This window comes from Micromonospora sp. NPDC003241, assembly GCF_053589795.1.
This window is the reverse complement of record NZ_JBSFSO010000058.1, coordinates 13360-36843: the sequence shown is the minus strand read 5'-3', so window position 1 is coordinate 36843 and position 23484 is coordinate 13360. Positions and strand designations below refer to the sequence as shown.

Annotated in this window: 11 protein-coding genes; 3 read left to right on the top strand and 8 right to left on the bottom strand. The window is 72.1% G+C overall.

The annotated features are described in order from the left end of the window. The coding region (locus ACWDVW_RS29510; protein WP_449955350.1) for an acyl-CoA dehydrogenase family protein at nucleotides 1-159 on the top strand (159 nt) is incomplete at its 5' end. A gap of 46 nt (nucleotides 160-205) precedes the next feature. Here the strand turns inward: ACWDVW_RS29510 and ACWDVW_RS29505 are convergent. Both ACWDVW_RS29505 and ACWDVW_RS29500 read right to left on the bottom strand, forming a co-directional pair. Then, nucleotides 206-841, bottom strand: a complete 636-nt coding sequence (locus ACWDVW_RS29505) for a TetR family transcriptional regulator (RefSeq protein ID WP_449955347.1) — start codon at nucleotides 839-841, stop codon at nucleotides 206-208. 117 nt (nucleotides 842-958) lie between these two features. Next, nucleotides 959-1432 (bottom strand): MarR family winged helix-turn-helix transcriptional regulator, encoded by a 474-nt coding sequence (locus tag ACWDVW_RS29500; RefSeq protein WP_449955344.1) that lies wholly within the window; start codon nucleotides 1430-1432, stop codon nucleotides 959-961. A 79-nt stretch (nucleotides 1433-1511) separates the two neighbouring features. Between ACWDVW_RS29500 and ACWDVW_RS29495 the strand changes: the two genes are divergently transcribed. Further along, complete coding sequence (locus tag ACWDVW_RS29495) at nucleotides 1512-1886, top strand: cupin domain-containing protein (RefSeq protein ID WP_449955341.1); 375 nt, start codon at nucleotides 1512-1514, stop codon at nucleotides 1884-1886. Between the two features lie 236 nt (nucleotides 1887-2122). Next, entirely contained in the window at nucleotides 2123-3667 is a 1545-nt protein-coding gene (locus ACWDVW_RS29490) for an MFS transporter (RefSeq protein WP_449955338.1), read from the top strand. A 271-nt stretch (nucleotides 3668-3938) separates the two neighbouring features. Here the strand turns inward: ACWDVW_RS29490 and ACWDVW_RS29485 are convergent, their stop codons facing one another. From ACWDVW_RS29485 to ACWDVW_RS29460, 6 genes are all read right to left on the bottom strand, one after another. Continuing rightward, nucleotides 3939-4466, bottom strand: coding sequence for a flavin reductase family protein (locus tag ACWDVW_RS29485; protein WP_449955335.1), 528 nt, complete (start codon nucleotides 4464-4466; stop codon nucleotides 3939-3941). 57 nt (nucleotides 4467-4523) lie between these two features. After that, a complete protein-coding gene (locus ACWDVW_RS29480) occupies nucleotides 4524-5654 on the bottom strand; it encodes an LLM class flavin-dependent oxidoreductase (protein WP_449955332.1) in 1131 nt (376 codons plus the stop codon). A gap of 5 nt (nucleotides 5655-5659) precedes the next feature. Continuing rightward, complete coding sequence (locus ACWDVW_RS29475; protein ID WP_449955329.1) at nucleotides 5660-13780, bottom strand: hybrid non-ribosomal peptide synthetase/type I polyketide synthase; 8121 nt, start codon at nucleotides 13778-13780, stop codon at nucleotides 5660-5662. Continuing rightward, nucleotides 13777-17022, bottom strand: a complete 3246-nt coding sequence (locus ACWDVW_RS29470) for a type I polyketide synthase (RefSeq protein ID WP_449955326.1) — start codon at nucleotides 17020-17022, stop codon at nucleotides 13777-13779. The genes ACWDVW_RS29475 and ACWDVW_RS29470 overlap by 4 nt, the downstream gene beginning before the upstream one ends. Before the next feature lies 1 nt (nucleotide 17023). Further along, nucleotides 17024-22318: an acyltransferase domain-containing protein gene (locus ACWDVW_RS29465; RefSeq protein WP_449955323.1), complete on the bottom strand. Its 5295-nt coding sequence runs from the start codon at nucleotides 22316-22318 to the stop codon at nucleotides 17024-17026. A 477-nt stretch (nucleotides 22319-22795) separates the two neighbouring features. After that, on the bottom strand, nucleotides 22796-23473 hold the full coding sequence (locus tag ACWDVW_RS29460) for a response regulator transcription factor (RefSeq protein WP_449955321.1): 678 nt from the start codon (nucleotides 23471-23473) through the stop codon (nucleotides 22796-22798). Nucleotides 23474-23484 lie beyond the last annotated feature (11 nt).

The following is a 23484-nucleotide window of genomic DNA, read 5'->3' as shown; positions in this document are numbered from 1 at the left end:
GAGATCACCACCGACGCGGTGCAGTTGCTCGGCGGGTACGGCTACACCCGGGACTACCCGGTCGAGCGGATGATGCGCGACGCCAAGATCACCCAGATCTACGAGGGCACCAACCAGGTCCAGCGCATCGTGATGGCCCGCCAACTGCTCAACAGCTGAATCGTGACGGCCCGGTAGCCGCTCGGCGGCTCCGGGCCGGGTCGGCTCAGACCAGCCCGTCCAGCACCATCGCGCTGAACTGGCGCGCCACGTCGTCGACGCTGAGCGGGCCGCCGACGTTGAGCCACTGGTAGGCCCAGGCGCACATCCCGACGAGCCCGAAGGTGACGATCCGGGAGTCGACGTCGGCGCGGAACACACCGCGTGCGACGCCGTCCTGGATCATCCCGGCGAAGGCCGATTCCAACCGGTCGCGCTTGCGGGTCACCTCGGCGAACAGGTCACCGGTGAGGTAGCGCCGCTCCTGGTAGAAGATGGTGACGTGGGCGCGGTACTCGGCCACGCTGGTCAGGCTGAGCCGGATCAGCTCCGCGACCCGCACCTTCGGGTCGTCGCTGCCGCTCTCGATCCGCTCGATCGCGGCGAGCTGCGCCTCCAGGTACTCCTCCTGGATGTGCCGCAGCAGGTCGTCCTTGCTCTCGAAGTGGTGATAGAAAGCGCCCTTGGTGAGCCGCGCCTGGTCGGCGATCTCCTGCACCGACGTGCGGTCGAAGCCCCGGCGCTCGAACAGTTCGAGGGCGCTCGTGATCAGGGATCGACGGGTGTTCTCCGGGTCGTAGCCGTCGGGCCAACGCTGCCGACGTCGGGTCGTCGCCGGCCGGTCGGACGTCGCACGAGCCATCTGTGGCCTCCGCCTTCGGTACCCCGTCAATGTCCCGTCATCCTACCGCCCGGTCGGAAGGTTGTGGGGCACGCGCCCGGCGATTCATCCGGGTGACTACGAATCGGCCGCCGACGGCTACCAGACGGGCCGCAGCGGCGGGACGTCGTCACCGGCGATGCTGCGGATCACCCGGGCGAGTTCCTGACGCAGCGCGGTCAGCCCCTCGTCGTCCAGGCTGACGGCCAGCCGGGACTCGATCTCGGTCAGGGTGCGCCCCGCGGTACGCATGTGCTCGCGGCCCTTGTCGGTGAGGACGACGAGCTTGCGACGACCACCCGACGGGTACGGGCGGCGCTCGACGTAACCGGCACCTTCGAGGTAGTCGACGATCTGCCCGGCCGCCTGCTTGGTCACACCGAGTTGCCCGGCCAACTCGGTGCTCGTGGCACCCGGCCCCTGCAACAACTGGAAGACGAATCCGTGGATGGGGCGGAGGTCGTCGTAGCCGATCGCGTCGAGTGTGGTGACGAACTCGGTGAGGACGAGTTGGAACGACATGCCCAACAGGAAGGTCAGCGGAGTTCGCTCGAGCGGGTCGGGGTCAGTCATGCAAAACAGCTTGACACAGCCTGCAAGCAGGACTTTACTAACGTTACGCAAGTAAAGCTAATTTACTCGGAGGCCGCCGATGAATGTCGTCAGTGAGACGGAAGCCCGTACGACCACCACCCCCGCCGGCCAGATGTTCGGCCTCGCCGGCCCGAGCCAGGGCAGCGCGGAGGTGAGCACCTGGCGGGTCGAGTTGGGCGAGGACGCTGCCACGCCGATGCACGGCATCGACGCCGAGCAGGTGTGGATGCCGATCTCCGGCACCTTCGAGGTCACCGTGGGCGACGAGACCAAGCTCGTCAAGGCCGGCCAGGCGCTCGTCCTTCCGGGCGGTGTCATGCGTCAGCTCAAGACCGTCGGTGGCCCGGCCCAGGCGCTGGTCGCCATGAAGGTGGGCGGCAAGGCCATGCTGCCGAACAGCGACAACAAGGTGCCGCTGCCCTGGGCGGAGTGACCCGCCTTCGGGCGTCGACTCCGCCGAGGAACGGAGGCACCACCAGTCCCGGGCGGGCTGGTGGCGCTTCCTCTCCGCACATCGCATGGGTTCGATCGCATTACCACCCCTCCGGTTGAACCTTCGACGTCCGGGCCTGGCGTGGTGATGCCAGTCTGCAAAGGACGGCAATGCAACCCCAAGCTCCCGCGTTACCCCCGCTGACCCCGGCCCGACGTCGGGCGATCTCGGCACTGATGGCGGTCATCGTACTGATCGTCGTCATGGACATCACCATCATCAACGTCGCGCTGAACCCGATCCAGCTCAGTCTCGGCGCGAGCAACGCCGAACTCCAGTGGTCGCTGGACACCTACCTGATCACGTTCGCCGCCTTCATCTTCACCGGCGGGGTCTGCGCGGACCGGTTCGGTCGCAAGAAGGTCCTCGTCGCCGGGCTGCTGATCTTCGGTATCGCCTCGACCCTGGCCGCGTACGCCGCCGACGTCGAGTCACTCATCCTCTGGCGGGCCGTGATGGGTGTCGGCGCGGCCGTCATCCCCACCGTCACGCTGGCCGTCATCTTGGCCACCTTCCCGCCGCCGGAGCGTCCGAAGGCCATCGCCACCTGGGCCGCCGCCGCCGGTGTGGCCTTCGCCGTCGGCCCGATCCTGGGCGGCGTGCTGCTGGAGAGCTTCTGGTGGGGCTCGATCTTCCTGATCAACGCCCCGCTGGTGCTGATCAGCGTCGTGCTGATCGCCCTCTGGGTGCCGGAGAGCCGCAGCCCGATGACGTCGCGCTTCGACCCGCTCGGCGTCGTGCTGTCGATCGTGGCCATCGGCCTGCTGGTCTACGGCATCGTGGTCGGCGGCGAGGACAACGAGTGGCTCTCGCTGCCGGTGCTGGGCTCGATCGTCGCCGGGCTGGCGCTGATCGCCGTGCTGGTCCTCGTCGAGAGCCGGATGGCGAGTCCGTCGCTCGACGTGAAGCTGCTGCGCAGCAGCCGTTTCTCCGCCGGCACGGCCACCATCGCCCTGTGCTTCTTCGCCCTGATCGGCGCGATCTTCGTGATCCAGTTCTACTACCAGGCGGTGCGCGGCTACTCCCCCATGCAGGCCGGACTGCTGATGCTGCCGATGGGCGTGGGCACGGTGCTCACCTCCGCGCGCTCGCCCAAGCTGGCGGCCCGGTTCGGTCCGCGCACGGTGGTGGCCGCCGGAGCCGTCGTGATGGCGCTCTCCTTCGTGCTGACCGCCGTGATGGACCGGCAGACCGGGGTGTGGCTGCTCATCGTCGCGCAGCTGCTGTTCGGCATCGGCTGGGGCTGCATCATGGCGCCGGCCACCGGCTCCCTGATGTCCGTGGTGCCGTTGCCCAAGGCCGGTGCCGGGCAGGCGGTCACGCAGACCGCCCGCCAGGTGGCGGGCGCACTCGGCGTCGCCGTGATCGGCAGCGTGCTGGGCAGTGTCTACCGCAGCTCCCTCGGCGACGCGGTCGACGTGTTGCCCGCCGGGCTGCGTGACGAGGCCGGTGACTCGATCGGCGGCACCCTGCGGGCGATCGCCTCCGCCGGGCTGCCCGACGGAGGGGCCAGCCTGGTCGACGCGGGCATGCAGGCGTACCTCACCGGCATGCGAGCCGCCATGATCGTGGCCATCGTCGTCGTGCTCGGCGCCGCGGTGATCTCGCTGCGCTGGCTGCCGAAGCAGGTGCCCCCACCGCCCGTGCCGCCCGCGCCCCCGGCGCCGCCGGCCACCTCGGCGGACCAGCCGCAGAGCGTGGCGGCCAAGCCGGTGGGCTGACCACTCCTCCGCGCCGCACCCGGGTCCACGGCCGTCCTCGGCCGTGGACCCGCTGCGTTGCCCACCGCACCAGGAGTCGCACCGGGATGCCCGTGCCGACGACGAGAAGCGCCGGGTCGCGTCCTTGGTGTGGACGCGACCCGGCGCGTACTCCTGGCACCGGACCGTCGGGGATGGGGACGATCTGCGGCCCGTCGGCGGATGACCGGCGCGACCGTCGGTGCTCATGTCCCCCGGTCCGTCGACTGACCGGGGAAACAGCGGGCCGGGCTCAGCCCCCCGCGGGCTGCCCGGGCACGGGGACGTGGAAGCCACGGCGGTACCACAACAGCGGTCGCGCCTGGCCCGAGACATGAACCTCGGTCAGGTGGCCCACCAACAGGTCGTGGTCGCCGACGGTGAGGCGGTCGGCCAGCGTGCAGCGGAACACCGCGTGCGCGTCGCCGAGGTACGGCAGCGTGCTGCCGGCGAGGTCCCGGCAGTCCGACCCGGCGAAGCGGTCGGCACCCCGGGCCGCGAACCGGCGGGCGGTCGCCTGTTGCTCCTCGCCGAGCAGGTTCACCGCGAACTCGGCGGCGTCCACCATGGCCGTGAAGCAGCTCGACTCGTGCCCGATGCCGACGATCAGCAGCGGCGGTGCCAGCGAAGCGGAGACCACCGAGCTGGCGGTGAACCCCCAGCGTCGCCCCTCGCGGTCTCGGGTGGTCACCACGGTCAGCGGTGCCGCGAGAAGCGACATCGCGTCGCGGAACGCCACGCTGTCCAGGACTGGTCGTACCGCACCGACGGGTGATCCCACGGCCGTTCCTCCCTCGTGCCTGACCATGCCCGGCTGCCCGGAGCACGGCGCGGACGGTCAACGGGGCGACGACGCCCGGCGGGCGGCCTCCCGGGCCTGCGCCGAGAAGTCACCGCGGTTGTCCGACACCCATCGCTGCGAGGCCCTGCGGCTCTCCAGCGCGCCGGTGAAGTGCGGCGCCACATAGCGCGCCAGCAGCTCGTAGCTGTGCTTCGTCTGCTCCCTGGTGGCCCAGTCCTGGGTGTTCACCAGCAGGGTGCCGAAGCCGCCGCTGTCGGTCTGCATCCGGGCGATCGCCTCGACGGCGTCCTCCACCGAACCGATGATGGCGGTGCGGGTCTCCATCGCCACCTCGGGTTCGCGCCCCTCCGGCAGCTTCGCCTCGGCGCCGACGGTGTCCTGGACGTACTCCCGGAACCAGTGGCCCATCCCGGCGCGGACCTGGTCCATCGCCTCCTGCCGGGTGTCGGCGATGTGGACGCAGATGGCGACGCGCCACGAGGCCCGGTCCATCGTCTTGCCGTGCGTGGCGGCCTCGTCCTCGGCCGCCGCCCACAGCTGCGCCAGCGGCGGCTCCACCATGCCGGGACGGCCGGCGAAGGTCAGCGCGGACAGCCCGTAGCGTCCGGCCAGCCGCATGCCGCGCTCCGAACCGGCGCTGGCCACCGCCACGTCCAGGGACGGCCGGGTGTACGGCTTCAGGTGCAGTCGGGCGTCACGCAGCTCGAACCAGTCGGTCTTGCGGGTCAGCGGGGTGGGGTCGGTCAGCAGGTGGACGATCGCGTCGAGTGACTCGGCCATCATCCGCCGCTGGTCGGAGGCGGCGATGCCCATCATGTGCGCGTCGGCCGGCGAGACCCCCGCGCCGACGCCGAACATGGCCCGTCCCCGGCTCTGGTGGTCGAGCTGCACCACGCGGTTCGCGGCGGTGAGCGGGTGGTGATACGGCAGGCTGATCACGCCGGTGCCCAACTTGATCCGCCGGGTCCGCTCGGCGGCGGCAGCCAGGAACACCTCCGGTGAGCTGATCGTCGACCAGCCGCCGGAATGGTGCTCGCCGACCCACGCCTCGTCGATGCCGAGTGTGTCCAGCCATTCGATGAGGTCCAGGTCGCGCCAGATCGCGGTGGTCGGATCCTCGCCGAGGGAGTGGAACGGCGGGATGAACGCGCCGAACTTGAGGGACATCGAACTCACCCTTCAGTCAGTGGGGGAACCTGCGGGCCCGCCGCAGGCGGGGGCAGGAGCTTGCCGATCTCGTCGGCCAGTACGGCGAGGTGGGGTTGCTGCATCACGGTGTAGTGGTCACCCGGGACGTCCACGCGGACCGCGTCGGTCACCAGGTCCATCCACGCCTGGGTGGTCTCGACGTCGGCTCCGCCGTCGCGGGCGCGCAGGAAGTGGACCCGGCCGGAGTAGGGCTGCGGTTGGTGGTCGAGCAGCGCCCGGAAGTTGCGGGTGAAGCGCTCCGCGATGGCGGTGAGCGTCTCCAGGTCCACCTCGGGCGGCAGCACCTCGCGACGGCGGGCCTCGGCGTGCAGCAGGTCCAGCGCCGAGCGGCCCGCCTCGGGCGTGAAGGTGGCCGGGTCCGGTCGCCACACCCGACCGGTCAACCCGGCCAGGTCGCGGGCCAGCCAGGACAGCAGCACCGTCCCGTCCACGGCCTCCTCGCGTCGCCGGGGCGGCTCCATGATGTCCACGGCGAGCACCACCTCGACCGCCGCGCCGGTGGCGGTGATCTGGCGAGCCATCTCCAGCGCGATCATCCCGCCCATCGACCAGCCGCCGAGGCGGTACGGTCCGGCGGGGAACGCGCGCCGGACCGCGTCCACGTAGTGCGCGGCGAGGTCGGTCAGGCTCTGCGGGGCCGGCTCCACGTCGGGCACCTGCAACCCGTAGAACGGCTGCCCGGAGCCCAACCGGTCGGCGAGTGCCGAGTAGCAGAGCACGTCGCCGCCGACCGGGTGCACGAAGAACAGCGGCACCGCGTCCCCGCCGGTCCTGATCGGCACCAGCGCCGCCCGACGATCCGGCGCGGTGGTGTCACGGACCAGGTCGGCCAGGTGCCGGATCGTGGGGCGGGCGAAGAGTTCCGCAAGCGGCAGCACCCGGCCGTTACGGGCCCGGATCTGGGCCATCAGGCGGACCGCGAGCAGCGAGTTGCCGCCGAGGACGAAGAAGTTCTCGGTGACACCCACCCGGTCCCGCGCGAAGAACTCGGCCCAGAGGTCGGCCAGTTGCCGCTCCACCTCGTCACGGGGCAGGGCCGACTCGCCCTCGGTGTCGCCGCTGTCCGGCTCCGGCAGCGCCGACCGGTCGATCTTGCCGTTGGCGCTCATCGGCAACTCGTCCAGCACCATCAGGTGCTGCGGCACCATGTACTCCGGCAGCATCCGCCGCAGCGCCTGGTCGATCGCCTTGACCGCGATCTCGCCCGGGTCGGCGTGGTCGGGATCGGCGTGATCCGGGTCGAGCACCACGTAGCCGTGCAGGCGCTTGGCGCCCCGTCGGGCACCGTGCGCGACGACGGCGGCGGAGCGCACCCCCTCGCACTGTGACAGCGCCGTCTCGATCTCCCCCAGTTCGATGCGGTAGCCCTGCACCTTGACCTGGAAGTCCTCCCGGCCGAGGAACTCGATGAGACCGTCCGGCAGATAGCGACCGAGGTCTCCGGTGCGATAGAGGCGCTCGCCGGTGAGGGGATGGCGGACGAAGGCGGCCCGGGTGCGTTCGTCGTCGTTGAGGTAACCCTGCGCCAGGCCGACACCGCCGATGTACAGGTCCCCGGTGACCCAGATCGGGCAGGGTTGCAGCGCGTCGTTGAGCACGTGGAACTGCTGGTTGCGCATTGGCAGGCCGTACGGGATGCTCGCCCAGCGCGGGTCGACCGTGTCGATCGGGTACAGGATGGACCAGATCGCCGCCTCGGTCGCCCCGCCCAGGCTCCAGAGGGCGGCCTGCGGTGCGACCTGACGGAGCCGGTCCGGCAGGGTCACCGGGATCCAGTCCCCGCTCATCATCACCACCCGCAGCGCGAGCGCGCGGTCGTCGGTGCGGGTCAGGACGTGTTCGGCGAACATCTCCGCCAGGGCGGGCACGCTGTTCCAGATCGTCACCCGGTGCGTGGTGGCCAGGTCCCACCACCGTTCCGGTTCCCGTTGCGCCTCGGGCGGCGGCAGGACGACGGCGCCGCCGACGCCCAGGAGACCGAACACGTCATAGACGGAGAGGTCGAAGTTGAGTGCGGACAGCGCCAGCACCCGGTCCTCGGCGGTCACCCCGAAGCGCTCGTTGACGTCGTCGATCGTGTTCCGCGCGCTGGCGTGGGTGATCATGACGCCCTTGGGCAGGCCCGTCGACCCGGAGGTGAAGATGACGTACGCGAGGCTGTCGGGACTGGCCTGGCGGGCGCGGGCGGACCGGCGGGTACGGCCGGCGGGCAGCGTGTCCACGGTGGTGCGGACCACGTCCTCCGGCCACCGGGTCCGCTCCTCGACCCAGGACTGGGTGAGCACCAGCGAGATCGCCGCACTGTCCAGCAGCAGCCGGAGCCGCTCCGGCGGCACGTGGGCGTCGACGGGCACGTAGGTGGCGCCCGCCTTGAGGACGCCGATCACGGCGACGACCTGCTCCCAGCCCTTCTCCATGACCACACCGACGAGGCTGCCGGGGCCGGCGGCGTTGTCGGCCAGCCACTGCGCCACCCGGTCGGAGCGGCGGTCGAGTTCCCGGTACGTCAGACGCCGGTCTGCGGTGATCACCGCCGGCCGGTCCGGGTATCGGGCCGCCGCTTCCAGGAACGGGGCGTGCAGCAGCCCCGTCGGCACCGGGCCGGCGGTGGCGTTCACCGCGCGCCGGACCGCCAGGTCCGTCTCCGGGGTCAGCACCGGGGCCGGGCGGCGCCAGGTCGACTCGTCGCGGCACAGGTCACGCAACGTCTCGACGTACGCGTCGAACATCGCGTCGATCATCCCGGCCGGGAACAGTTCCTCGATCACGTCCCAGTTGACGACCAGCGCACCGGCGTCCTCGACGACCTGGTGGTCCAACCACACCTGGGGGGTGCGGATGGAACTGGCCACCTCGCGGCCACCCGCGCCGAGGTCGAGCAGGTGCTGGGCCAGCCCGGTGGCCGCCGCGCCGTCGTCCTTGGCGGCGAAGTTCACCGTGCTGGCGAAGACCACGGGCATGGTCGCCCGGGCCGAGCCGCCACCGGCGGCGTTCAGCTCGCGCAGCACCTGCACACCGCTGAACTGGCTGTGTTCCAGGTCGCTCCAGAGCTGCCGTTGCACGCGGACGGCGCGGGTGCCGAAGTCGTCGGTGCGTGTGCTGTCGACCTCCAGCAGCGACGTGGTGCTGAAGTTGCCGAGCATCCGGCTGACGTCCGGGTGCACCGGCGCGCGGTTGAAGAAGAGCACGTTGAGGGTGAACCGGCTGGACTTGCTCCAGGCGGCCAGCACCTGGGCGTACGCGGTGCACAGGGCCGCCGAGGCGGTGACGCCCCGGGCGGTGGCGAACTGCTTGAACCGCGTCCAGTCCGCCGGGGCCAGGCGCGCCGACCGGTGCGCGAAGACCGGCCGGTCCACCTGGGCCGGGCTCGTGGCCAGCGGCAGCTCCGGTGCCGGGGGCAGGTGCTCCAGCCGCCCCATCCAGTACTCCCGCGCCGCGGTGTGCCGGGGCCCGCCGATCTCCTGCTGGCGGGCCAGCACGTAGTCGCGGAACGTCAGCTCCAGCGGCGGCAGTGACGCGTCGTCGCCCCGATAGGCGGCGGCCAGTTCGCGGAAGAGCATCGACGTGCTCCAGGCGTCGATGATCAGGGCGTCGAAGCCGAAGTGCAGCCGGGTGCGCTGCGCGTCGACCTGGGTCGCCCGGACGTCGAACAACGGCCAGACCGTGGTGTCGAAGACCTGGGTGCTCATCTCGGCCCGGATCTCGTCGAGCCGCTCGTCGCGTCGCCGGTCGCTCTCGGCGCGCAGGTCGACCACCCGGATCTGGTACGGCGGCACCTGCGGCAGGACCCGCTGGTGACCCTCGGGGCTGACCACCGCCCGCAACATGTCGTGGCGGTCCACCATCCGGCGCAGTGCCGCCCCGATGCGGTCCACGTCGAGCTGCTCGATGTCGACCTCAAGGAAGAAGTACGTGGAGGTGTTGCCGAGCTCGAACGCGTCGGAGCGGCCGACCAGGTACGCCTGTTGCAGGTCGGTCAGCGGGAACGGCTCGAAGCGGTCGGCCGGGGCCGGTCGGACGGTGGTGGTCTCCGGCCGCTCGGCCGCCGAGGGCCGGTCCGGCGAGGTGGAACCGCCGAGTCGGGTGTGGGCCGTCTCGGCGAGGCTGACGATGCTGCTGCCGTCCAGGAACGCCACCATCGGCAGCGAGACCCCCAGGGCGGCGGAGAGCCCTTCCTTCACCTCCAGCGCCATGAGCGAGTCGAGTCCGAGGTTCTGCACCGGTTCGTGCCGGTCGAGCCCGTCGCCGTCGGCGGCACCCAGCGCGCGGGCGACGGCGTCGGCGACCAACGTCTCGACGGTCGACCGGTCCAGCGGGCCGGTGGGCACAGCGGTCGGCGGCGGTGACGCGGCGACCGTCGGTGCGGCGGTCACGGCGACCCGGGGGGCGGGGGCGTCGGTGCGCCTGAGGTTCTCCCGACCGGCGCGCTTGAGCAGGACACCGTCGGCGGAGACGACCGGTCGCCCCGCGTCGTCGTAGAGGCGTACCTCGGCGTGCAACGTGGTCTGGCCCGCCGTGGGCAGCAGCCGAACGTGGCAGTACAACTCGCCGCCGTGCGCGGGCATGCCGAGGAAGCGGAACCGTTCGATGCCGACGAGCAGGTAGGCCGCGTCGGCCTGTCGATCGGCGGAGAGGCAGGCGAACAGGGCCTGGAACATGGCGTCGGTGAGGCCCGGGTGCAGCAGGTAGTCGTCGTTCTCGCCGGGTCGCGCGGCCCGCATCCGGGCCACCGCCTCGCCGTCGCGCTGCCAGACATGGTCCACCCACTGGGCGGACGGGCCCAGATAGAGCTTGCGTTGCCACATGCGCCGATAGAACTCGGCTCCGGTCAGCTCGCCGGGCAGGTCGGCCCGGAGTGCGGCGAGGTCGACCGGGGGCTGCGGTGTCGACGGCGACAGCAGGCCGGCGCGGCCCCGGCTGTGCAGCACCCAGGTCGGGTCCGCGTCGGAATCCGGGTGGGCGGCGAAGTACCGGTAGCCGAGCTGCCCGGTGGCGTCCGGTTCCACCAGCAGGTGGGCGTCGACGGCGCGTCCGTGTTCGAGGACCAGGCTCTGGGTCACCGTGCAGTCGGTCACCTCGATCGGGCCCGGCCCGTGCAGGTGCCGGACGGCGGCCAGCGCGGATTCGAGGTAGACGCCGATGTTCACCACCGGCAGGCCGTCCATCACGCAGTCGCCGAGGCAGGGGTGGCGCGCGGCGTCGAGCTGGGACTCGAACTGGACGACGTCCAGCGGGGACGGAACCCGACGCCCGAGCAGCGACCGTGCCCCGGTGTCCGGGACGCTCGCCGTCCCGGCGCGGCCGGTCGGTGCGGTGCGTCCCGGTTCCGGTGTCGGGTACCAGTGCCGTTCCCGGCGGAAGACGCTGGTCGGCACCGGTACCCGGCGGCGTCCCCGGCCGAGGGCGGCCCAGTCCACCGGCACGCCTCGGGTGTGCAGCGCGCCGAGGCTGTCCAGGATGGTCCGGCAGTCGTCGTGGCCCTTGCGCAGCGACGGCAGGAACAGCCGGGGTCGATCGCCGGCAGGGGTGTCGTCGATCCGCCGCGTCATGGCGGCGAGCACGGGTGCGGGGCCGACCTCCAGGAAGACCGTGTGACCGTCGTCGAGCAGGGTCCGGGCACCGTCGGCGAAGCGCACCGTGCCGCGTACGTGCTCGCGCAGGTAGCGGGCCGAGAACCCGTCGGCGGTGTGGTAGGTGCCGGTGACGTTGGACAGCACCGGGATCCGTGGCGGGCGGTACGTCAGCGTGCCGGCCTCGCGTTCGAACTCGGCGAGCACCGGGTCCATCAACGGCGAGTGGAAGCCACGGGTGGTGGTCAGCCGCTTGCTGCGGACGCCCTGCGACGCGAGCGTGTCGAGCAGGGTCGCCAGCGCCGCCGGTTCGCCGGAGACGACCACGTCGGCGGGGCCGTTGACCGCGGCGACCGCCAGCCGCCCGGCGTACGGGGCGAGGGCCTCTTCGAGCCGGGACAGCGGCGCCGACACGTTCGCCATCGCGCCGGGCGCGGTGGTGTGCATCAGCTCGCCGCGTCGGGTGGCCAACCGGAGTCCGTCGGCCAGGTCGAAGACTCCGGCGAGGCAGGCGGCGACCAGTTCGCCGACGCTGTGCCCGAGCAGCGCCGCCGGCACGATCCCCCAGGAGCGCCAGAGGGCGGCCAGGGCGTACTCGACCGCGAACAGCGCCGGTTGGGTGTTGCGGGTGTCGTGCAGCGGCGCGGTGTCGGCCGACGCGGCTGCGGCAGGCGCGAGCAGGGTGTGCAGCGGTGTGTCCAGCAGCGGTCGCAGCAGCTCGGCGCACTCGTCGATGACCTGCCGGAACACCGGTTCGGTGCGGTAGAGCAGGTGCGCCATGCCCGGGTACTGGGCACCCTGGCCGGTGAGCAGGAACACCACGCCGGGCGTGGCGTGCGGTCGGGCGTGGTCGCGGCGCAGGCCGGGTGCGGTCTTCCCGGCCCGCGCCGCCCGGAGCTGGTCGCGCAGGTGTGCGGCGTCGGTGCCGACGGCGGCCAGCCGGTACGGCAGGTGGGCGCGGCCGGTGGCCGCCGAGTGACAGACGTCCGCTACCGCGCCGGCACCGGCCGGCTCGGCAAGCAGCGCCTCGTAGCGTCCGGCCAGCTCGTCGAGTGCCTGCGGAGAGCGGGCGGAGAGCGGGAGCAGGTGGGCGGTCCGGGGGGACTCGTCGGGCACGGTGACCGGCTCCGGTGGCGCCTCGGCCACGATCACGTGGGCGTTGGTGCCGCTGGCGCCGAACGAACTCAACCCCGCGATACGGGGCCGGTCGCCGGTCGGCCAGTCCCGGGCGGTGGTGGGGATCTCCAACGCCATCTCGTCGAGCCCGATGTCCGGGTTGACCGTCCGCAGGTGCAGGTGCGCCGGGATCCGCTGGTGGCGCAGGCTGAGCACGACCTTGATCAGACCGGCGATCCCGGCGGCCGGTTCGAGGTGACCGACGTTGGTCTTCACGGAGCCCACTAACAGGGGCTCGGCCGGGTCCCGCCGGCCGAGGACCGCGTCGACGGCACGTAACTCGATCGGGTCGCCCAGCGGGGTCCCGGTGCCGTGTGCCTCCAGGTAGTCGACCTCCTCGGGGCGGACCGAGGCGGCCCGCAACGCGGACCGGATCACCTCCTGCTGGGCGTGGCCGTTGGGTACGGTGATGCCGCCGCTGCGGCCGTCCTGGTTGACCGCCGAGCCCCGGATCACCGCCAGGACGCGGTCGCCCTGGGCGAGCGCGTCGGAGAGTCGTTTGAGCACCACCACTCCGCAGCCCTCGCTGCGCACGTAGCCGTCCGCGCCGGCGTCGAAGGTCTTGCACCGGCCGTCGGGGGCCAGCATCCGTGCCCGCGAGGCGACCACCGACCACTCCGGGGCGAGCAGCACGTTGACGCCGCCCGCCAGCGCCATCGAGGTCTCCCCCGACCGCAGGCTCTGACAGGCGAGGTGGACGGCGACCAGGGAGGAGGAACAGGCGGTGTCGACGGAGAGGCTGGGCCCGGTCAGCCCGAGCCAGTACGACAGTCGGCCGGCGGCGAAGGTCGAGGCGTTGCTCGTCAACGCGTACGCCTCCAGCGTCGCCGCGTCGACCTCCCGCATCTGGCGCTGGCAGTAGTCGTAGGTGGTCACGCCGAACCAGACGCCGGTGGCCGAGCCGGCCAGCCCGTCGGGGGCCTGACCGGCGTCCTCGACGGCCTCCCAGCCGACTTCGAGCAGCAGTCGTTGCTGCGGGTCCAGCCAGGCCGCCTCGCGTTGCGAGATGCCGAAGAAGGCGGCGTCGAACTGGTCGATGTCGTCGAGGAAACCGCCCCGCCGGGTGTACATCGTGCCGGGCGTCTCCGGCGACGGGTCGTAGTAGCGGTCCACGTCCCATCGGGACTCGGGGATCTCGGTGATCGCGTCCTCGCCCCGGTCGAGCAGGTGCCAGAACTGGTCGGGCGTGCGGACGCCGCCGGGCATCCGGCAGGCCATCCCGACGATGGCGACGGGTTCGGTCGCCGCCGCGCGGGTCGCGTCGAGTTCGTCGCGCAGACGACGGATCTCGCGCAGGCTCTCCACCAGGATCGTCTGGCGGTCCCTGGGGCCGGTCATCGGATCTCCCCGGTGCCGGTGGAGGCGTTCAGTTCCTCGGCCAACATGTCGAGCAGTTCCTCCTCGGACAGTTCCTCGACGTGTTCCACCACCCGGTGCGGTGCCACCACCGGCGGCGGTACGTCGAGATCCGGCGGCGCGTCGTCGCCGGTCCCGGCGACCAGGGCGGTCAGGTGCGCGGTGAGGGCCGCCACGGTCGGGTGTTCGAACATGACGGTGGCGGGGAGCCGGCGGTCCAGCGCGGCGCCGAGCCGGGCCCGGATCCGGGCGGCGAGCATCGAGTCCATGCCGAGTTGCACGAAGCCGTCGTGCGGCTCGATCCGGGACGCGTCCATCCGCAGGATCTCGCAGACCACGTCGAGGACGAGCCGGCGAAGATCGTCGGCATCGTGCACGGGCGGCCCGGTCGCCGGTTCCGGCGCGGGACCGGTCGGCTCCGGTGTGATCGGTGCGGTGGCCGTCGGGCGGGGCCGGCTGCGCGGACGGTCGGTCTGGTCGAACCAGAGCCGCTCGTGCTGCCAGGCGTACCCGGGCAGCGGCACCATCGGCACCGGGTCGGGGGCCCGGCGGCGCAGGGCGTCGGAGAGCCCGTCGGCGTGCAGGGCACCGAGCACGGTGGCCAGCCCGTACGTCTCCGGCTCGTCGCGGCGCAGCGAGGCCAGCGCCAGGCCGTCGCGGTCCGCGCGGTCGAAGCCCTCCTCCACCGCGCCGGTGAGGATCGGGTGTGGACTGAGTTCGACGAAGACGCCGTGGTCCTCGGCGACCAGGGCCTGGACCGCCGGCCAGAACATCACCGGCGCTCGCAGGTTACGCACCCAGTAGTCCGGGTCGAAGCCGGAGCCGTCGCACCACTGGCGGGTGACGGTGGAGAAGACGGGTACGGTGCCGGCGCGGGGACGGATTCCGGCCAACTCGGTGAGCAGGTCGTCGGTGAGGGCGTCCACCTGCGGACTGTGCGAGGCGACGTCGACGCGTACCGGCCGGCTGAAGACGTTGTCGGCCCGCAGCCGGTCGGCGATGCGGGCCAGGGTCGCCGGGTCGCCGGACAACACGGTCGAGGTCGGGCTGTTGCAGACCGCGACCGACACCAGGTCCTCGTGCCCGGTCACCAGGTCCTGGGCGGCGGCCGTGGGCAGGGCCACCAGCAGCATCTCGCCCTGCCCGGCGATCCGCAGCAACAAGGCGCTGCGCCGGCAGACGATGCGGGCCGCGTCGTCCAGGCTCAACGCCCCGGCCAGGTACGCGGCGGCGATCTCGCCCATGCTGTGCCCGACCACGGCGTCCGGTTCGACACCGGCGGCGCGGTAGCGGGCGGCCAGACCGACCGCCATCGCGAACAGGGCCGGTTGGATGACGTCGATGCCGGTCAGCTCGGTGCCCTCGGGCAGGCCGTGCACCGCGTCGAGGATGCTGCGCCCGAGCACCCGGCGGAACGCCTCGTCGCACTCGGTCACGGCGGCGCGGAAGTGCGGGCAGTGGCGCATCAGCTCCGCGCCCATTCCGGCGCGCTGCCCACCCTGGCCCGGCACCACGAAGACGACCCTGCGCCCGGCCCGGTTGCGGGCCCGGCCCCGGCTGACACCGGACGCCTCGCCGGTGTCGAGCCACTCGGTGAGCCGACGGGCGGCCTCCTCGTGGGTGGCGGCGACCACGGTGAGGCGGTGGTCGTGCTGGGTCCGGCGGACCACGGTGGCGTACGCGATGTCGGCCAGCGGTCGGGCCAACGCCTCGGGGCTGCGCAGGTGTGCGACGTAGGCCCGCGCCATCGCGGTCAACGCCTCGGGTGCCGCCGCAGTGAGCGACAGCACGACGGGCTCGCCGTCGTGCTCGTCCACGGCGGGCGGGGTACGCGGCTGCTCGGGTGCCGGCCCGAGCACCACGTGGGCGTTGGTGCCGCCGGCCCCGAACGAGCTGACCGCGCCGTAGCGGCGCTCGGTGGGCACCTCCCAGCTCTGCGCGGTGCGCGGGATGAACAGCCGGGTGTCGTCGATGTCGAGGTGGGGGTTGAGTTTCTCCAGGTGCAGCAGCGGCGGGATCGCGCGGTGCCGGATGCTCAGCGCGACCTTGACCATGCCGACGAGGCCCGCGCCGGCCTCCAGGTGACCGAGGTTGGTCTTGGCGGAGCCGAGCGCACACCGGTCGGTCGCGTCGATGGCCGCACCGTAGACCTCGCTGAGCGCCTCGACCTCGATCGGGTCGCCGAGTTCGGTGCCGGTGCCGTGTGCCTCAAGGAGGGTGACCTGCCCGGCGTTGACCTGGGCGTTGCGCAGTGCCGTGGTGATGACCGCGCGTTGGGCGTGTCCGCTGGGCGCGGTGAGGCCGTTGGTGAGGCCGTCCTGGTTGACCGCCGATCCGGCGATCACCGCCCAGATCTGGTCCCCGGCGGCGACCGCGTCGGAGAGCCGCCTGAGCACCACCACGGCGACGCCTTCGCCTCGGCCGTACCCGTCGGCCCGGGCGTCGAAGGTCTTGCACCGGCCGTCGGGCGCCAGCGGCAGCCCTCGGGCGTGTGCCTCGGTCAGGGTGGGCGAGAGGATGACGTTCATGCCGCCGACCACTGCGGTGTCGCACTCCCGCGTCCGCAGGCTCTGACCGGCCAGGTGCACGGCGACCAGCGAGGACGAGCAGGCGGTGTCCAGGGTCAGGCTCGGTCCGCGCAGGTCCAGCAGGTACGACAGCCGGTTGGCGATGATGCAGCCGACGCCGCCGACCACGGTGTACGTGTCGACGTCGGCCGGGTCGGCGAGCTGCAACTGGAGGTAGTCGGTGGCGTTGGCACCGACGAAGACACCGGTGGCGCTGCCCCGGAGCTGGTCACGGGTGAGGCCGGCGTTCTCCAGCGCCTCCCAGGAGGTCTCCAGGAACAGTCGCTGCTGGGGGTCCATCCGGGCCGCCTCGCGCGGGGAGATCCCGAAGAAGTACGGGTCGAAGTCCGCCACCCCGTCGATGAACCCGCCCTGGCGGAACACGGCACCGGGCGGCGCGTCCGTAGTGTGCCACCGGTCGAGTGGCACCTCCACGATGCCATCGACCCCGTCGATCAGGGCCTGCCAGAACGTCTCCGCGGAGGTGACTCCCCCGGGCAGCCGGCACCCGATGCCCACGATCGCGAGGGGTTCGCGGGCGGCGCGTTCGAGTGCGTCGACCTTCTGCCGGAGTTGCCGGACTGCGGAGAGTGCCGCGGTGAGCGTGGCCTGCGGTCGTGGTGTGGCCGGGTCTCCCGGACGAGATCCGTCGGCCATGTCAGATCATCTCCATCCGTCGGTTGAGCTCGGCGAGTTCCGCCGCCAGCTCCGCTTCGAGGCTGTCCAGCGGCTGGTCCGGGGGCGTCGGCTCCGGCTCGGGCGCACCGGTCACCGTCGGTTGCCGGGCGTCTGCCGGTGGGCCGAGTCGTTCGGCGAGGTGCCGGGTGATGTGGTCGATCGTCGGGTGGTTGTAGATCAGCGTGGCCGACAGGCGCAGACCGGTGAGGCGTTCCAGCCGGTGCCGCAGTTCCAGTGCCATCACCGAGTCGACGCCCATGCTGCGCAGCGGCGTGCCCTCGTCGAGCCGGTGCTCGGGCAGCCGGACGACCTCGGCGACGTGGGTCAGCACCGCTTCGGCCAGCAGCGTGCGACGCTGCTCGGGGTCGGTGACCTCGGCCAGGGCCGGGCCGGTGGCGGCGGGTGCCGGGGCGGTGTCGTCCGGCGACGTGTCGACCGGCAGGCCACGGGTCCGCACCAGGCCGAGGCCGTGCACCTCGACCAGCAGTCGTCCGTCCGGGGCGAGCAGCCGTACGTCCGCGACCGGGTACCGCTCGTCGGACACCGGCCGGTGCACCGCGTACGCCCACGCCGAGGTGCCGGGGGCTTGGTGCACGATCACGCGTTCCGCGCCGGTGCTCAGGTAGGCGGTGTCCGCCGCCGCCCTGGCCAGCAGGGGTGCGAGTGCGGACTGGAGGGCAGCGTCCAGCACGCCCGGGTGCACGCGGGTGTCCGGCAGCGCGGCCGTGGTGGGTGACTCGATGCGGGCCAGCGCCTCGACGTCGTTGTGGCGGATCTCCACGATGCCCTGGTAGGCGGGGCCGAAGCGCACTCCCCGGGTGGCCAGGTCGGCGTAGAAGGCGGCCCCCTCGACCAGGGTGGGTGTGCGGGCCGCCACGGCGGCCGGGTCCATCGGGGGCGGCGGGTCGCCGGTGGCGGCGGTGAGCTGGACGCGCATGACAGGCGTCGGTCCGTCGTCGGTGACGCCGAAGACCTGGAGCTGTGCCGGGCGGGCGGTGGCGTCGAGGGTGACCTGCACCCGGCGGCTGCCCCGGTCCGGGATGGCGAGCGCCTGGCTGAACACCAGGTCGGACAGGACCGGCGGGGCGCAGGGCAGGGTCTCGGCGGCGGCTCGCAGCGCGACGTCCACGTAGAGCGCGCCCGGGACGACGACCTGACCGCCGATCCGGTGGTCCCCGATGGCGGCGGTGTCGGCGTCGTACCGCATCTGCCAATAGTGGTGTCCGGGCACGATCGGGGAGTCCAGGCGGTCGGCCAGCACGGTGGTCGCCGCCGTCGCCGATGTTGCTGCGGGCGGCGGAGTGTCACCGCCGTCGAAGCCGGCCATGTCCTCCGGCCAGTACCGCTCCCGCTGCCAGGGATAGGGCGGTAGCTTGACCCGCGGGTCGCCGGGGGTGAGTGCGCGGTCGAGCGCGACCGGGACACCGGCCACGTGCAGGGCACCGAGGGTGGCCAGCAGGGTGTCCCGTTCCGGTTCGTGTCGGCGCATCGAGGGCAGGACGGTGACGGTCCCGTCTGCGGCGGCGGCCACCTGTTCCACTGCGGGCAGCAGGATGGGGTGTGGGCTGGCCTCCACGAACACGCTCGCGCCGTCGGCCAGCAGTCGGGCGATCTGGTCGCCGAAGAGCACCGGCTCGCGCAGGTTGTCGACCCAGTAGTCGGGTGACAGGTCGGTGCCGTGCACGACCGTGCCGGTCACCGTGGAGTAGAGCGGTAGACGGGCGGCGTGGTGGGTGAGCCCGTCGAGCGCGGCCAGCAGGTCGTCGCGGAGGACGTCCATCTGCGGGCTGTGCGAGGCGACGTCGACGTTGACCCAGCGGCAGAACACGGCGTCGCTTTCCAGCGTCGCGGCGATGCGGGTGAGGGCTGCCACGTCCCCGGAGAGCACAGTGGACCGGGGGCTGTTGTTCACCCCGATGGACACCACCGCCTCGTGCCCGCTGATCGCCTCCCGGGCCTCGTCGACGGTCAGTTCCACGGCGAGCATCGCGCCCTGGCCGCTGAGCCTGCGCATCAGGCGGCTGCGTCGGCAGATGATCTGCGCGGCGTCGTCCAGGCTGAGGATGCCGGCGACGTGTGCGGCGGCGACCTCGCCCATGCTGTGGCCGACGACGGCGTCGGGGGTCACTCCCCAGGCACGCCACTGTGCCGCCAGTGCGACCTGCACCGAGAACAGCAGCGGCTGCACCACGTCGATGGGGCCGAAGCTCGTGGCGTCCGGTGGATCGTGGAGCAGGTCGCGTACCGACTGGCCCAGGTGCGGGCGGCAGGCGGCGTCGCAGGCGCGGATCGCGGCGTCGAACGCCTCCGCGCGGCCCAGCAGACCTCGGCCCATGCCCACCCACTGTGAGCCCTGACCGGGAAAGACGAACACGGTACGCGGCGGTGCGTCGACCGCCCGGCCGCTCACGGAGAGACCGACCACGTGCTCACCGCCGGCGTACCGGCCCAGGTGCTCGGAGAGCTCGGGCTGGTGGTGGGCGACCACCGCGAGCCGGTGCGACTGCCCGGAGCGGCGGTGCGCGGCGGCGGCGAGGTCGGCCATGGACGGTGGGTCCGCCGCCGGGCTGTCGATCGCGGCGGCGACGTGCCGGGCCAGTTCCCGCAGCGCCTGCGGGCTCTGCGCGGAGAGGGTGACCAGTTCGGCGGTGGCGTCGGCGTCCCGTCCGGGCGGGCGGACGTCGAGGCCGAGGGCGCGGCACTCGGTCAGGGTCTCCGCCAGGCCGTGGTCGTCGTCGCGGCGCAGGGTGGGCAGCACCTGGGCGGGCCGGCCGGCCTGCTCGACGCTCTGGCGCAGCGCGGGCAGCAGCACCGGAGCGGCGCTGATCTCCAGGAACAGGTCGTGGCCGTCGTCGAGGAGGAACCGGGTGGCGGCGGCGAGGAGCACCGGCTGGCGCAGGTTCCGGACGAAGTAGTCGGCGTCGGCCTCCCGCCAGTCGAGTGGTCGACCGGTCACCGTCGAGATCATCGGTAGTCGTCCGGGGCGGGGGGTGAGCCCGGCCAGTGCGGCCCGCAGGTCGTCGCTGACCAGGTCGATCGCCGGCCCGTGCGCGGCCAGGTCGACCCGGATCAGAGAGCAGAGCACCCCGGCGGCCTTCCAACCGGCGACGAGCGTGCGCAGCGTCTCCTGGTCACCGGTCAGGGCGGTGGAGCGGGGTCCGTTCTCGGCGGCGACCACGGCGGTGAGGCCGCGCTCGGTGAGCAGGGCGCTCACCTCGGCGCCGGAGAGTTCGACCAGGGCCATCCCGCCGCCGGTGCCGGCCACCCGCCGCTGCTGGTCGCTGTAGTGGTGGATGAGGCGCACCGCGGAGGTGAGGTCGAGGATTCCGGCGATGACCGCGGCGGCCACCTCGCCGAGGCTGTGTCCGACCACCGCGTCCGGCCGTACCCCCCGGTCCTCCAGCCACGTGGCCAGGCCGACCTGGATGGCGAACAGCAGTGGCTGCATGACGCCCACGTCCTCGGCGTCGTCGCGGCCCGGGTTCCGGAACATCTCCTCGACCAGCGAGACACCGGTCAGCCGCCGGAACTCCTGGTCGCACCGCCGCAGCACGGCGCGGAAGACCGGTTCCGTCCGGTAGAGGCCACAGCCCATGCCCGTCCACTGCTGACCGTACGGGGAGCAGACGAAAACGACCCGGGGACGGACGCCCTCGGGTCGGGTTCTCTCGACGGGCGACACCGTCATCCGCGCGGGCTCTGTCCAGCCCTCCAGCACGAGGTGCACGTTGGTGCCGCCCCAGCCGAAGGCGCTGACACCGGCCAGCGACGGCTGTCGCGCCGGCCACGGCTCCACCTCGGTGGGCACACGCAGCCGCAGGTCGTCGAAGGCGATGTGCGGGTTGGGCCGATCGAAGTGCAGGTTCGGCGGGATCGCCCGGTGCCGCAGCACCAGGATGGCCTTGAGTAGCCCGGCGACGCCCGCCGCGCCCTCCAGGTGCCCGATGTTGGTCTTGACCGAGCCGATGACCAGGCTCTGCTGTGGCGGCCGGTCGGCGCAGAGCACCGCGCTCAGGGCTTCGGCCTCGATCGGGTCGCCGAGCATGGTGCCGGTGCCGTGCGTCTCGACGTAGTGCACGTCGCGCGGGTCGACGGCGGCCCGCCGGTAGGCCTCGCGCAGCACCTCCTCCTGCGCGACGGGGTTCGGCGCGGTGAGGCCGTTGCTGCGGCCGTCGTTGTTGGTCGCGGAGCCCCGGATCGTGCAGTAGACGTCGTCGCCGTCGGCCAGCGCCAGGTGCAGGGGCTTGAGCACCAGCGCGACGGCGCCCTCACCCCGGCCGAAGCCGTCCGCGTCGGCGGAGAACGCCTTGCACCGGCCGTCGGGCGACAGCCCGCCGAACCGGGTCAGCGCCATCATGGAGGTGGGGTCGAGCAGCAGGTTGACCCCACCGGCGACGGCCGTCGTGGACTCCCCCGCCCAGATGCTCTGGCAGGCCAGGTGCACGGCGAGCAGCGACGAGGAGCAGGCGCTGTCGACCACGACGCTGGGTCCGCGCAGCCCGAGGGCGTACGACAGCCGGTTGGCCACCATGTTGAGGGCGCGTCCGGTCGCCGAGTGCGAGGTCAGCCGGGATTCGGCCCGCTGGGCCAGATCGGCGAAGTCGTGCCAGATCGCGCCGACGAAGACGCCGGTACGGCTGCCGTCGAGTCGCCCGTGGGTCAGCCCGGCGTCCTCCATCGACTCCCACGCGACCTCCAGGAACAGTCGCTGCTGGGGGTCCATCTCCTGGGCCTCACGGGGCGAGATGCCGAAGAACAGCGGATCGAAGCCGTCGATGCGGCCGGGGAGGAACCCCGCCTGGGCGGTGATCGCCGTGGCGGAGTCGGCCGGCCCCCGACCGACCGGCAGCTCGGGGTTCCACCGGTCCGGCGGCACCTGGCGCACCGCGTCCGCCCCGTCGAGCAGGGCACGCCAGAACTGGGGGGGTCCGTCACCGGCCGGCAGTCGGCAGGAGAGGCCGACGACGGCGATCGGGCCGTTCGTGGCGGCCGGCGGCGCGGCGGCGGGCGCCTCGGCGCCGGTGGCCCGGTGGCCGTCGAGCGCGCCCTGCAGCAGGCCGGTCGCCAGGCTGCGGACGGTCGGTCTGGCGAACAGCAGCGTCACCGGCACCGCACGGCCGAGCAGGTCGGTCAGCGCCTTCACGAGATGCGTCGCCCGCAGCGAGTCCAAGCCGTAGCTGGAGAACCGGTCATCCTGCCGGATGGTGGCGGGATCGCGATCGACCAGGCGGCCGATTTCCGCGAGGATCCAGTTGGCTAATTCGTCGTAGCGCATCGGAACAGAGAAATGCCTGTCTTCCGCTGTCAATTCTTACCCCCGTTGGGCAAAGCGGTTTACCGAGCCCTTGACTCATGCACAGCAGCCAGCGCAACGCACGTTACAAGCTGTGTTTAACGGATGTCAAGAAGCTTGACATAAGCATCCGATTCGCCTTTTATGAGGGGATTTTTCTGTCCAACGGGCGCGAAGAATGACGGTTTCGTCCGGAATAATGTTACAGGTGCTACCGGATGGGTTTCTCTGCCGTTAACGCAAATGTCCACCTTCCCGACATAGCCCGTGAAATTCTGGCGGCCTGCATTTCGCCTTGTCAGGGGACGACTGGGCAGGCGGTCGGGCGTGACGCACGGCCACTTCTCTGAAGGACAACGGCACAGTGATTTACGCCGCTTGACTGTGATGTAATTGATTGATAGGAAGGCCGATCAGCCCGGACGACGACTCCGTCGACGCCGAACGCGGGGCGTGCGGTCAGCGTGGTGAGTCCGCCGGCGGCTCCAACAGCCCGGCGCGTTGTGCCAGCATCGCCGCCTGCACCCGGTTGTCACAGCCGAGCTTGGCGAACACCCGGTAGACGTGCGTCTTGACGGTGCCCTCGGAGACGAACAGTCGCTGGCTGATCTCGGCGTTCGACAGCCCCTGGGCCAGCAGGACCAGGACCTCGCGTTCCCGGCTGCTGAGCATGCCCACCTTGACCAGGTCCTCCTCGGGCCGGACCGTCGCGGCGGGCAGCCGGTCGAGCACCTGACGGGTGATCTTCGGGGACAGGTAGGCGTTGCCGGTCGCGGCGGCGCGGATCGCGTACGCGAGCTCCTCGGCGGCCGACTCCTTGAGCAGGAAACCGGCCGCCCCGGCGGCCAGCGCCTGCGCCACGTACTCGTCCTGACCGAAGGTCGTCAGCATCACCACCTGGACGGCGGGCGCCAGGTGGCGGATCTCCCGGAGCGCGGCCAGGCCGTCGAGGACCGGCATCTGGATGTCCAGCAGCGCCACGTCCGGCCGCTGCCGCACGGCCTGTTCGACGGCGGCCCGCCCGTCACCTACCTGTGCGACCAGGTCGATGTCGGCGGCCGGATGCAGGATGGTCTGGATCGCGGTACGGATCAGCGAGTCGTCGTCTGCCAGCAGGACCCGCAGGGGGGCGGTCATCGCCTCGACCT